General features: G+C 64.3%; 8 protein-coding genes and 1 pseudogene. 1 reads left to right on the forward strand and 8 read right to left on the reverse strand.

Going from position 1 to position 12,110, the window contains the following annotated elements; all coding sequences use genetic code 11:
* Positions 1-26 precede the first annotated feature (26 nt).
* Entirely contained in the window at positions 27-1,958 is a 1,932-nt protein-coding gene (locus KF886_05385) for a hypothetical protein (protein ID MBX3176771.1), read from the reverse strand.
* Here KF886_05385 and KF886_05390 point away from each other — a divergent pair.
* Positions 1,882-2,262, forward strand: a pseudogene (locus KF886_05390) (hypothetical protein). The gene KF886_05385 and the pseudogene KF886_05390 sit on opposite strands and share 77 nt — an antisense overlap.
* A gap of 63 nt (positions 2,263-2,325) precedes the next feature.
* Here KF886_05390 and KF886_05395 read toward each other — a convergent pair.
* From KF886_05395 to KF886_05425, 7 genes are all read right to left on the reverse strand, one after another.
* A complete protein-coding gene (locus tag KF886_05395; protein MBX3176772.1) occupies positions 2,326-4,824 on the reverse strand; it encodes a hypothetical protein in 2,499 nt (832 codons plus the stop codon).
* Positions 4,825-4,915: 91 nt separating this feature from the next.
* Positions 4,916-6,328, reverse strand: coding sequence for a VCBS repeat-containing protein (locus KF886_05400; protein ID MBX3176773.1), 1,413 nt, complete (start codon positions 6,326-6,328; stop codon positions 4,916-4,918).
* Positions 6,329-6,448: 120 nt separating this feature from the next.
* Positions 6,449-6,892 carry a hypothetical protein gene (locus KF886_05405; GenBank protein MBX3176774.1) on the reverse strand — a complete coding sequence of 148 codons (444 nt, stop codon included), beginning with the start codon at positions 6,890-6,892 and terminating at the stop codon, positions 6,449-6,451.
* A gap of 87 nt (positions 6,893-6,979) precedes the next feature.
* On the reverse strand, positions 6,980-9,436 hold the full coding sequence (locus KF886_05410) for an alpha-mannosidase (GenBank protein MBX3176775.1): 2,457 nt from the start codon (positions 9,434-9,436) through the stop codon (positions 6,980-6,982).
* Positions 9,437-9,533: 97 nt separating this feature from the next.
* Positions 9,534-10,367, reverse strand: a complete 834-nt coding sequence (locus KF886_05415) for an HAD family hydrolase (protein ID MBX3176776.1) — start codon at positions 10,365-10,367, stop codon at positions 9,534-9,536.
* 83 nt (positions 10,368-10,450) lie between these two features.
* Complete coding sequence (locus KF886_05420) at positions 10,451-10,972, reverse strand: adenine phosphoribosyltransferase (protein MBX3176777.1); 522 nt, start codon at positions 10,970-10,972, stop codon at positions 10,451-10,453.
* A gap of 45 nt (positions 10,973-11,017) precedes the next feature.
* Positions 11,018-11,848 (reverse strand): RNA polymerase sigma factor RpoD/SigA, encoded by an 831-nt coding sequence (locus KF886_05425; protein ID MBX3176778.1) that lies wholly within the window; start codon positions 11,846-11,848, stop codon positions 11,018-11,020.
* Positions 11,849-12,110 lie beyond the last annotated feature (262 nt).

A 12,110-nucleotide genomic window follows, 5' to 3' on the forward strand; every position in this document is an offset into this window, starting at 1 on the left:
TATCGTCCGCTGTCAATTGTCAACTGTCAATTGCTTTCCGGCCGCAGCGTGGCTTTTGCGGGATCGAGGTAAAGCATACCGTTCGCCCGAATCACGCCAAGTTTCTCGTCCAGGATGGCGGCGAGCGGGTCGGGTCCGGTCATGCCGAGGCGGTCGCGCACGTGCTTCCTGAGCCACCAGAAGCCCGAGTTCCAGGAGTAGAGGTGGTGGCCGTGGGGATGGCCGTCGAGGGTGCTGATGGATTCGTGGAAGGCCGGCATGGTGGCGAGTTCCTTCTCCAGGCGCCAGAGCAAATGCCGGTCGATTTCTTCGGCGGGTGCGCCGTGAATCAGCGCGGCCAGATACACGCCGGCGTCGGTGAGGAACCAGGAGCCGCCGAAGGTGTATACGCCCGAGTGGCCGTCGATGAGCGTGCCGTCGGCTTTTGAGATGACCGGCATGCCCCAGGGGGACTGCGTCTTGAGGCTGGTTTCCAGGTGGCGCAGCACGATGTCGTCCGGCAGCAGTTTTTCGCCGAAGACCGCGTAGGTGAGGGCGGCGCCGTAGAGCGCGTCCTGGCCGATGTGCTCCTGCTGCATGAGGCTCGTGGCCATGTAGCCGCCGTCTTCGTTGAACATCTTACGGTAGCCGGCCTTCGCGGCCTCGATTTCGGCGTCCGATACTTCGTAGCCCAGTTCGCGCGCGGCGTAGAGGGCGCCGCAGTGGAAGCCCTGGTTCGAGGAGGGCGCGTCGCCGTCTTCGTAGGGCAGCACGTCCATGTAGGTGCGGTGGGTTTTCGCATTCGGCATGAGGCGCGGCGGCAGGAAGAGCCCGTCCTTTTCGTGCGCGCGGATGAAGTTGTAGGCGCGTTCGACGGTGCGCATATCCAGTTCGCCGCCGGCGCGTTTGGAGAGCACGGCCCAGATGAGGTAGTACTGGGCGTTGTCCTCGTAGTTGATGCGTTCGAAGAACACCGCCGCCTGCGCCGCCACGTCATACTTCGGGATATCAAGGCCACGCGCCATGTAGAAGCCGTCGGTGACCCATTGTTTCCAGCCGTAGCCGACGCCGGAGATGAAGATGTAGTCGCTCTCCGGGCGGAGGAGGTTGCGGCGGAGCAGGAGGTAGGAGGTGTTGCGCAGGATGGCTTCGAGCGCGGAGGAATTGAAGCCCTTCGCGTTGGCGAGCGCCAGGTGCGCGGCGAGCTGGATGTCGTAGTGCGACTGCACGGGCGCGGAGAAGATCCACGTTGTGAAGGTCTGGGTCTCGCCCGCTTCGATGTGCTGCCAGCCGTCGAATTCCGCGCGGTAGACGCTGGTGGCGTCCAGATTGGTGGGGATGGAAATGACGCGTTTGGCCGAGCCGTCGCCATTGGTCAGCGAGAGCCGGCGATCCCCCGGGTCGAAAGCCATGAAGGAACGGTTTTCCCAATGGCCGGGGGTGTCGCCGATGAGGCCGTAGAGCGTGTCGCCGTGGCGCACGCCGAGGAAGGGGAAGGTCTGGAGGGAGGCGCCGCCGAATTCGGGCCCGCCGCAACCCGGGGTGTACGAAGCGGCTTCCGTCTCTTCGCCGGTGAAGGAATGGAACGTACCGTCCACGGCGACCTTCCAGCCGAAATCGAGGAAGTAGCGGGCGTCGGTCTCGGCGGTGACGGTGACGGTGCGCTCGATCAGGTTGGGGGCGAGGGTGCGATAGGCGTCCTCGACGGTCAGGCCGGCATCCGTTTGGGCGCGCAGGAGCGGTGGTGTGTCGTTGCCGGATGCCAGCGAAAATCCCAGGGGCACGGCCACCGGGCCGTTGGCGGTGGCGTGGATCAGGGCGAGGGCCGGGGCTTCGCCTCCCGTGAGCACAGGGGAATCCCCCTTGAGAATCGTGGCCGATAACTTGCCGGGATCGCCGGTAATGGCGATGTTGAGGTCGGCGGCGGCGCGGGTGACAGGGGCCAGGAGCAGAAGGAAGATAAGGGTGGTGCGGGTCATGGATGATGCCTTGTATGGGTCCTGTGGGTTGGTTGGTGGTGGTTTGCACGGGCAAGCCCTGGTGGGCTTGACCGTGGCACACCCGGGACGGAGTGGACAGAGTGGACGGAGTGGACGGAGTGGACAGAGTGGACAGAGTGGACAGAGTGGACAGAGTGGACGGAGTGGACGGAGTGGACGGAGTGGACGGAGTGGACGGAGTGGACAGAGTGGACGGAGTGGACGGAGTGGACAGAGTGGACAGAGTGGACAGAGTGGACAGAGTGGACAGAGTGGACAGAGTGGATTCGCCGCGGCGAATGGACGGGGCACACAATTCCTGGTGAGGGACTGTGGTTTTTGGGTCTGGTTCCCGGGTCGTGGCGTCTCATTGCTTCAGCAGCCAGACTTCGGCGATCTGGATGCCGCGGCCGGTGTCGCGGTCCCAGCGGAGTTCGAGTTTGCCGTCGGCGGTGGCTTCGGTGGGGATTACGAATTCCAGGGGGGTGACGGGCGGCATGGCGGCATCGTCGTCTTCACCTTCCTCCACCACGGGCGTTGGCAGCACCGCGGCGCCGTCGCGCCCGATGGTGTAGCGCACGCCCTGGCGGGTGTGGCCGTACGATCCGTGGATCAGGTACTCGTCGTCCGCCGTCAGGCGGATGGTGGCGTTGTAGCGGCCGAGGTAGGTGACCTTTACGCGGTAGCGCGCATTGGGGTCGAGGTTCTCGTAGCGCAGGATAATCGGCGTGCCGCAGAGGGCTTCGCCCTGGTCCAGCCAGGAGAGGCGATCGGGCCCGCCGGTGCTCAAGGTATGCCCTTCGCGTGGGCTCTGTATGCTGCCCGGGTCTTCCCATTGGCTCATGGGCCTCACCAGCCGCGGCGACTTCCATTTGTAGCCGAGGTCATCGTAGAAGCTGCCCGGGCCGGGATTTTCCCAATTGGCCACGCGGTCGAGGCGCGCCAGGCGGATGTCGCCCTCCACGTCGCCTTCGGGCGTGCTGGCCGTGAAGCGCCCTTTCAGGATGGCGTCGAACTCCGCTTCGAGCCATTCGCGGTTGTTGAGGGGGATGTCGAGGAATTCCAGGATGGCGCCGCGCTCGGGATTGCGGGCTTTGTAGCGTTTCACGTCCAGTTGGGCGCCGATGCTTTCAAAGAGCGCCGCGCCCAGTTCTTCCAGACGCGCGCGCAGGGCGACGGCTTCGGCGTCCTGGTCGGATTCGGCGAGGATGGCGCGCGCTTCGGCGATGGCCTTTTCCACACCGAGCGCCGGGGCCTTGCGCAGGGCCGCGAGGGCGCGCTCTTCCGTGTCGAGGGCCTTCCGGAGGCGCTGCTGCTGGTAGTAATCGAAGGTGGCGCGCATCACGCAGGACTGGAAGCGCCAGTTGTTCTTCAGCTTTTCGTCCGCCTTCGCATCGAGCGCCATCCAGCGTTTGTAGTTCTCTTCCACGCCCGCGCACGAATGCAGGGGCTCATCGAAGTTCTTCTCAAACTGGTAAAGGCCCGCGCGGACCTCCTCGGCGATGTCCGGACCGAAGAAAAAACGCGCATAGTCGAGGAGGATATCGTCCAGCGCGCGGTCCGGATCCCAGCCCAGCGCGGTCCAGACGAATTTGTTCACGTCGTCGCCGATGCCGTCCGAGTAGGTGACAAAGCCGTCACAGTATTCGTCGTAGAGGTTGTGGATGTTCGCCTGGCCGCGGGGGCGGGGCGCAAAGGGCTCGCGGCCGAGGGTGCGGGCGTAGGCGCGATCCCACTCGGGCACGGTGTACTGCGCGCGGACGCAGTGGCCGATGTCGGGATAGCGCCGGATCGGGTAGCGCATCGGGGTGCGTGCGCGCTGTTCACTCGCGAGGATACGGTTCCAGGCGCCGTGGATGATCCCGGTGAGCCATTCGGGCTCTTCGCGCTGGAGGTAATCGAAAAACCAGTTGTTCTGTTCGTCGTCCGCGCCCTGGTTGGAGGTCCAGATGCCGAGGTTGGGATGGATCTTGCGCGCTTCCGGGGCGAACCGCGCCAGCGCGTCGAACATGAGGTCGGGACGCCGGTGCGAACTCTGGCCGTCGCCGCCGGTGAGGTAGATGTGGTCCACATGCGGGACTTCGCGCAGCATTTCGAGATTGCGCTCTATCGCCTCCCGCTCCTCTTCCGCGGAGTGCCCTTCGCCACCCATCGCGCTGGTAAAGATCCAGAAGTCGAAGCCATAGTCCCGGCAGATGCGCGACCAGGCGGCGGCCATTTCCCTGCCGCTAAACTTCGCGTGGGGGCCATCCAGGCCGCTTGCGCCCCAGCGCGTCGTTTCGAAGGCGTTTGCGCCGAAGACGCCCAGTTCGCGCATGTATTGCTCGAAGGTTTCCGGCGTCCAGGCATCGTAGCAGTGGGACAGGTTGCGGTAGCCGATCTGGTGGCCGCGATGGGGGTAGCGCGGCGCGCTGGCGGCCTCGAAATCGCCGGGGAGGGAAATCTTGCCGTCGCGCAGGTCCATGGCGAGCAGCAGTCGGCCCACGGCGTAGAGGGCGCCGGCGCCATCGCGTCCCGCCAGCACGATGGCGTGCCGGTCCCCGTCGCGATGAATGCCGATGGCGAATCCCTCGGGCTGGTCTGGAACGGGAAGGGCGCCCGCGAGTTTGCCCAGGTCCGCGGCCGTTCCCACGTGAATAACCGGGTTGGCGCGGGCTGGCCATGCGGCGCCCGCGGCCCAGGTGATGCCGGTGCGCGCGGCGGTCTCTTCGACCAACACGCGCGACGCGGTCTTCACCACGGCGTCCGCGCCGTGCACGGCCACGGCGGCGTCGTTCAGGGTCAATGTTTCCGCGGCGGTAACGGAGGTTGCGGCTAGCGCGAAGGCGGCAAGCAGCAGGGTCGAGCGGGCAGGCGGGTACTTCATGGGGTGAGACTCCAGGTGTTCTCCCAAATCAATAATACCTGGACAGTCTACCCCGCTCGGCGCGGCAATGCCAAGCCCATTCTCCGCGCGATCAGTCAATCATAATCACATCCACCCGTTTGCTGTGTTTTCCCCCGGGATGGAACAGGACAATATCCTGCCGCGCTTCGCCGCGGAGGTGGGCCGCGCGGGCCTGGCCGAAACTGGGGATGTTAACCACGTGGGCCGGACTGTTTGTCAGCAGGTCCTTTTCCGTGCCGAAGAAGATGGAGAATTTGTCGGCCGTCTGGCTGAACGCCACGTCGATGTGCCCGTCTCCGTTGAAGTCGCCCATGGTGTAGGCGGTCTGCTCCCGCCCCTCCGGCGCATCCATCGTTACGGATGTGCCGAACGCCGGCTTGGCGGGGTACGTCTCCTCCGCGAACGGATAGAAATCCACGTTGACCGCCACCTTGCCGCGCACGAAGAAGTTGACGATGTTCTTCACGCCGAACGGGATATTGATGATGATGATGTCCTTTTTCCCGTCGCCGTTAATATCGAGGATGACCGGGCTCACGAGCGAGCCTTTGACCAGGAAGGTCGCGGTCGGCTCGCTCGGGTAATCGTAGGGCCCGTTGGCCACGTAGATTTGCGTCTGCGCCTCCAGCTTGGCCGTGCCGCGCGTCTGCGTCACGATCAGGTCCGGGAACCCGTCGTTGTTGATGTCCTCCATCCGCGAGCTTGCTTCCCATTTCTCCTCCAGGTTCACCGGGATCTTGAAGCGCCAGTGCTCCTTCCAGCCCTCGCCGTGCGCAAAATCCGCGAACTCGTCGCTGAGCATGGCCAGGCCTTTCGTCGTGCTGCCGGGGATGTCGTAGGGGAGGAGGGCGGGGAAGCGATGGTAGACGTACACGCTGCTGGAGCGCCGCAGCTCGCTGTACATGTCGCAGTTTACCCGGGCGATGACCTTCTCGCCGTGGCGCAGCTCATAGCCCTCGGGAACGGGCACGAGCCACTCGTCGATGCCGTCGCCGTTCATGTCCGCCGCGCCATTGGGCAGGAAGATGGGATTCTTCGAGCCCGTGGGGTAGAGGGAGACGAATTCCGGCTCGCTCTCCAGGCGGAAGCCCCCGTTTTCGAACCGGAACACCGCCGCGCCCCGGGCATGCACCGCGATCAGCTCGCGCGGGGCCTGGCCGTCGGTCTCTGCGAAGAACGCGGTGGCGAATTTCGGGTCCAGCGGGAGCACGTGCGAAGGCTCGGCGGGATACTGCCCATCACCCGACGCCAGAAACACCGCCACCTCCTTCTGCAGCGGGTGGCTCGTTTCGTCGCAGGCGAAGAGCAGCAGATCCTTGAGGCCGTCGCCGTTCAGGTCCTCCGCCGCTACATCCCACACCGGCAGGCCATTGCCGAGGGTGTAGACGGTGGGATTTGCGTAGACGGCCGCCGAGGCGGTGAGAAGGAGTGCGGCGGACACGATGGGACGAAGTGGGAAATGGCCGAGACGGGCATACTGCATGGACTTCTCCCGGGGCCCCCACACAGGGGGATATGGCGTGATATGAGGAACCGCAATGGCGCGGACGTACCGGCCACCAGATCGCTCTTTTTCAGAACATACGTGCAGGAAGACGCAACGTTACTGCAATTTATTCATTTTCTGGCGGAGGGCCTCGCTTTTCTGGAGGGCGGTCTCGAGTTCGCCGATGCGCGCGGCGTCCTTGTTCTTTTTTGCCGTATTCAGCGCTTCCACCAGGATGTCCGTCATGTCCTTGAGCTGCTCGGCGAGCATTTCGAACATTTCCTCGCGGGCCGGCACTCTTGTATTCAGAATTGCCCGCTGCCCCATGTTGATGCCGGCGGCCCGGAAGGTCTCCGGATCGATGGCGTGGCCCATGTCGGGGCCTTCCATCACCTGTATCTCGGCGTGGTGGCGGAGGAAGTCGAGCAATTCCTGCCGGCTCAGCTTGCCGCATTCGGGATCGCGCTGGCAGAAGTCCAGCAGGGTGTCGACGGGGACGAGGGGATTGGCGGCCTGCTTCAGGTAGTGCAGGCACTTCTCTTCGATCTTTTCCAGATTCATGCCGGTTCTCCCGGGAAACGGTATGATATTGTCCGGTTCAGGGGGCGTCATGGCGTCCTCCTCGGGGTTTGGACGAGGTCGCGGGGGCTACGCGGGCTCCTCCAGCAGGTTGACTTCCCGCAGGCTGCCGGCCGCGGGGTCGATCAGCCAGGTTTTCACCGTGTATGGTCCGAAACCGGCGGGGTAGGCGCGATCGAGCATCGGGAACCGCAGGGTGGTTTCCGTGGCCAGGCCCTGGGTTTCGTAGCCGCGCACCAGCAGGCCCGCGCCCTCTTCGGGCAGCTTCACCACCGACAGGATAACATTCGGGGCGTCGCAATGCAGCAAACCGCCGCGCGCGGGCAGGCGGCCGGGGTGCGCCGATTCCACGTGGACGATACAGGGCGCGTTGTGTTCCCAGGCGAGCCGGGGCGCGTTCACGTCGCGCCAGCCACCCGCGTGGGGGCAGAGTTGCAGGTGGAAGTCATGCCAGCCCTGGTCCATGATCGGCTGCCGGGCGTCCGCCGTGTAGCGCACTGGATCGTGGTGCGCGTAGGCCGGGCTGCGCAGCAGCGTCACCCGCATGGCGTCGTTCTTGATATCGAAGCCATACTGGCCGCTGTTCAGTATGCTGAGCCCGTAGGGGGTTTCGCCGATCGAACCGCTCAGGTCGAACCATTGCTGTCCCGGCTCCTCGTAGCCTGTAGCGGGCCGGACGGTGGCCGCATAGGGGGTTTCGTAGGTGGCCTCGCCGCCGGTGATGCGCGTTTCGAAGCCCAGCTTCAGCGCGTGGTACGACTCCTGCCAGTTCACGCGCATCTGAACGGCGATGCGGGGATTGTCGCGGAACAGGGAAATCTCGGCGATGGCCTCCGACTTACCGAAGCGCGAGGTGACCTCGATCATCGCCAGGACGTCGCCGTGTTCCACCAGCCGGAGCCGGGCCTCGCCGAAGCGCCCGGCCTCCACGAAGAACTCCTTCACGCCGTGGCTCCAGGTATCGGAGTTGTCCAGCAGCGCGGCGAGCACGAGGCCCTCCCGCAGCACCTCGACGCCCGCCGCCTTGTCGTAGAGCCGGGCGATGTGGCCGCCGTAGGGGTCCAGTTCGAGGCGCCACCAGTCGTTCTCGAGGCATTCCCGGGTCGCTTCCAGGATGCGGCCGGATCGTGCGCTCGATTTGCCGCCGCGGGCGTGGTAGCACCGGTAACCCAGACCGGGGACTTCCGCGATAAACGCGGACTGGTCGCCGGCGAAGGGCATTTCCGCGAGTATATCGCCGCGAACCTTCTGAACGGGAACCGGCTGGCCCGCGTCGTCGACCAGGTGCAAGGGGTCGTCCAGGGCGCGGCGGACGATGCCGGAGACGCGCACGGGCTGGGAGACGGGCCACGGGAGCGGATTGAACACCACGATGGTGTTGCCGGCGGCGGTCGTGTCAATTTCGCGGGCGATGGTCTGGATGGCGGTATTGATTACGGCGCGCGCGCGGCCCCGGGCGGCGCCGATCTGATCGCGCGCGTCTTCGTAGGAGGATTCCACGCTCGTGCCGGCGATAATGTCGTGGAAGTGGTTGTACAACAGGTCGCGCCACGCCTCGGAGAGGGTCTCCGCGGGGTAGGCGTGCGACTCCAGCACGTGCGCCATCATCGCGAGGCGCTCGGCGTTCATCAGGGCGTGTTCCGCGCTCCGGTTCCAGCGTTTGATTCCCGCGTGGACGCTGTAGCAGCCGCGCGCGTGGTACTGTAGCTCCGAATCCGCCACGTGCAGCGTCGCGGGGTCCAGTTCCCGGGCGATGGCCTCGAAAAAGCGTTCGAGCGTGGAGAACTCCGGCTTCAGCGGGCCTTCTTCGTCGCGCAGGGCCTCGATATCCGCTATGGCGGCCTTCGTGGGGCCGCCGCCGTGGTTGCCGACCCCATAGAACCCCAGAATATGCGTCTGGCCCGGGTTGAGCTGCGGGTTGTCGGGCAGGGAGCGCATGCGTTCGCGCGTGCTGTGCCAGCAGTTGTAATCCGGCCCCAGGTTGCTGGTCAAGACGCGGCTGCCGTCGGGCGCCCGCCACCAGAAGGTCGTGCCGCCTGGATAGTCGCGCTCGGCCACCGCCATGGGGCGCATGAACACGTAGTGGTTCAGGCCGAGCCCGCGCAGGATTTGCGGCAGGTTGCCCGGGTGCCCGAAGGTGTCGGGGTTAAAGCCGATCACGGCCTTCTTACCGAACGCCCGCTGGAAGAAGCGCTGCCCGTAGAGGCCGTGGCGCACGAGGGACTCGCCGCACGGGATGTTACAGTCCGGCTCGATCCACATGCCGCCCGCGATTTCCCAGCGGCCTTCCGCCACGCGCGCGCGGATCTCCTCGAACATGGCCGGTTCGGATTCCTGGATCCACGCGTAGAAGCACGGGCTGCTGGCCGTGAAGGTGAAGTCGGGCGTTTCGCGCATGCGATCGAGCGCGCTGCGAAAGGTGGCGCGCACCTCTTCGTAGCCTTCGGTCCAGCGCCAGAGCCACGTGGGGTCAATGTGGCCGTGGCCGATCATGTGCAGCGTGCGTTCGGGTGGCGTGGTGCTCATGTTGTGGGCGCTCCGGGCCGGGGGATTGCAGGGACAACAGGGACAACAGGGACAACAGGGACAACAGGGACAACAGGGACAGCGGGGTCAACAGGGTTTAGGGAAACAGATAGTTGGCCAGCGCCTGGGCTTCGCCGAAATCGGGGACGATGATGTCCGCGCCGGCTTTGATGAGGCGCGTCCGCTTTTCCTCGTCCAGACCGAAACCGCGTTTCTCGTCCGAGGCGACGCCCACGGCGATGCCGCCGACCGCCTTGACGTTGCGCAGCTCCACCGGGCCATCGCCCACGGCCATGACCTCGGGGCCGTGCAGGTTGTGCTTCGCCACGAGGTCGTTGATGATTTTTTCCTTGGAGTACTCGGCGAAGGTGCGCAGTGCGCCCCAGATTTCCAGGAAGTAGTGATCCACGCCAAGCTTGTTGGCCTCATTGCGGACATCGTCGCGGTCGGTGCCGCTGAAGACGTACAGCTCGATGCCGTCGTGTTGGGAAATGATCTTGAGGAAATCCTCGGCGCCTTTCACCATCGCGTTTTCGCGGGAGAGCTCGCCGTTCGCGAGGCGCGCGAGGCGCTCGCGCACCGGCACCATCAGGCGGTCGAGGTAGATCTTCTTGTAGCCTTGCGCGTCCTGGATCTCGGATTCGGGCACGAGCCCCTTCTCGCGGACCATCTCCACGAGGCGCTCCATCTGGAGGATGGTCTGGATGCCCGTGGTTTCGTCGATCATTTCGCGGACTTCGTGTTCGATCTCCGGCGTGGGCGTGGTGGCGCCGCAAATCATCTCCACACACACGGGGTGCATGATGTCCTGCCAGCCTTCGCGCAGGATGCTGATGGTGCCGTCGAAATCGAATAGGCCGTATTTGATCCTGCCGCGTTCGAATTCGTTGATGATCTCGATCTGGGTGCCGGGCAGATACGTTCTGCTCATGGGTGGGACTCCTGGGGGATGGTGCGTGGTACAGATGGACAGACAGCCCCCTTTGAGCAGACGCTACACTCGGGGGAAGGCCCCTAGTCTACCATAAACTCGATCAGGCTGTGTACCGGAACCGGATTGAGGCTATTGCGCCCGCCGAGCGGCGGCAACTCGACCACGAAGCACGCCTCGGTCACCTCGCCGCCCAGCCGCTCCACGAGGCGAACGACCGCGCCGACGGTGCCGCCGGTCGCCAGGAGATCATCGACAATCACGATGCGCTGGCCCGGCTGGATCGCGTCCCGGTGAATTTCGAGGACCGCCTTGCCGTACTCGAGGTCATACTCCTCGGACAGGGTTTCCCCCGGGAGCTTGCCTTTTTTCCGTGCGGATACGAAGGGCAGCCCCATGACATGCGCCAGGGTGGCCCCGAAGATGAAACCGCGCGCGTCTATGCCGACAATCGCGTCGATGCCCTGATCCCGGTAGCGTTCCTCGAAGCGATCGATCACGTAGCGGAAGGCTTCGGGCGCGAGCAGGAGCGTTGTAATGTCCTTGAACTGGATGCCCGGCTTGGGGAAGTCGGGTATATTGCGGATGTAGGGCGCGAGATCCATGGCGTGGTGGGAACTCCTGGGGCGGGGTGGCGTGGTGCGCGGCGATCAGGGGCGAAAATCATCCTCGTGCGCCGTGGCGTACGCGCGGAGGCGCTTCATCACATCCTTTTCAATCTGGCGGATGCGCTCCCGCGTGAGCTTGTACTTCTTGCCGGTCTCTTCGAGGGTGTGCGCCTTGCCGTCGTACAGCCCGTAGCGGTAGCGGATGATGTTCGCCTCCCGCTCGGTAAGCTGCTGCATCAGCTCTTCCATCTGCTGGTCAAGCTCGATCTGCTCGATGGCCTTGTCGCTGCGCTGTGGCTCGATCTGTTCGGGGATCCCGCGATCGCCCTCGGAATCCGTCGTCTGGATCTTTTCGAGCGGGGTAATTACATCGGCGAATTCCTGCAGGCGCTTGGCTTCCGCCACCTTCACGCCGAGGCTCTTCGCCACCGCTTCGATATCCGGGTAGCGGCCCGTCTTGATGTATTCCGACTCCACATACTTCTTGTATCGCGCGACATTGTCCGTGATGTACACCGGGATGCGGACCGTCCGCCCGTGGTTGGACAACGAACGGGTGACCGCCTGGCGGATCCACCAGGTCGCGTAGGTGGAGAACTTGCAGCCCCGATCCGGGTCGTAGCGTTCCACCGCCTTCATCAGGCCCAGGTTGCCCTCTTCGATCAGGTCCATCAGGGGCAGCCCGTAATAGAGGTACTTCTTGGCAATGCTCACCACCAGCCGCAGATTGGACACAATCAACTTCTTGCGCGCGCTCGCCTCGCCCAGGCGCGCGGCCTTGGCCAGACGGATCTCCTCCGACGGAGAAAGCAGCGGAATCTTCGAGATTTCCGCCAGGTAGGTGCTGAGCCCATTTTCGCGCGTGTCGGACATGGTGCTGTTTGGTAGATCCTGGAGTGTTGAGAAGGCCGGCCACCAGGGGCCTTTGTCCCCTCTCAATATATTCAAATTGCTGATTTTTTCAGCTCATGGGAGAATTGTTTACAAAAGCTATGAAAATCAATTCTCCCATGACTCCATAATACAGATGAATCGGCGCCTGATCAAGCTCTTTACGCTCCCGTACCGCGAGATATTCACATATTTGTCATTCCGTGGCCGGATTGACTTTGGGCCGGCCCGAAACGCACAATGC

Source organism: Candidatus Hydrogenedentota bacterium, assembly GCA_019637335.1.
In the GTDB taxonomy this organism is placed as follows: domain Bacteria; phylum Hydrogenedentota; class Hydrogenedentia; order Hydrogenedentales; family JAEUWI01; genus JAEUWI01.

Excerpts from the sequence above, each read along its gene's own strand:
- KF886_05395 (MBX3176772.1), bottom strand. The coding sequence starts at position 4,824 with ATGAAGTACCCGCCTGCCCGCTCGACCCTGCTGCTTGCCGCCTTCGCG.
- KF886_05405 (MBX3176774.1), bottom strand. The coding sequence starts at position 6,892 with ATGAATCTGGAAAAGATCGAAGAGAAGTGCCTGCACTACCTGAAGCAG.
- KF886_05415 (MBX3176776.1), bottom strand. The coding sequence starts at position 10,367 with ATGAGCAGAACGTATCTGCCCGGCACCCAGATCGAGATCATCAACGAA.
- KF886_05400 (MBX3176773.1), bottom strand. The coding sequence starts at position 6,328 with ATGCAGTATGCCCGTCTCGGCCATTTCCCACTTCGTCCCATCGTGTCC.
- KF886_05420 (MBX3176777.1), bottom strand. The coding sequence starts at position 10,972 with ATGGATCTCGCGCCCTACATCCGCAATATACCCGACTTCCCCAAGCCG.
- KF886_05425 (MBX3176778.1), bottom strand. The coding sequence starts at position 11,848 with ATGTCCGACACGCGCGAAAATGGGCTCAGCACCTACCTGGCGGAAATC.
- KF886_05385 (MBX3176771.1), bottom strand. The coding sequence starts at position 1,958 with ATGACCCGCACCACCCTTATCTTCCTTCTGCTCCTGGCCCCTGTCACC.
- KF886_05410 (MBX3176775.1), bottom strand. The coding sequence starts at position 9,436 with ATGAGCACCACGCCACCCGAACGCACGCTGCACATGATCGGCCACGGC.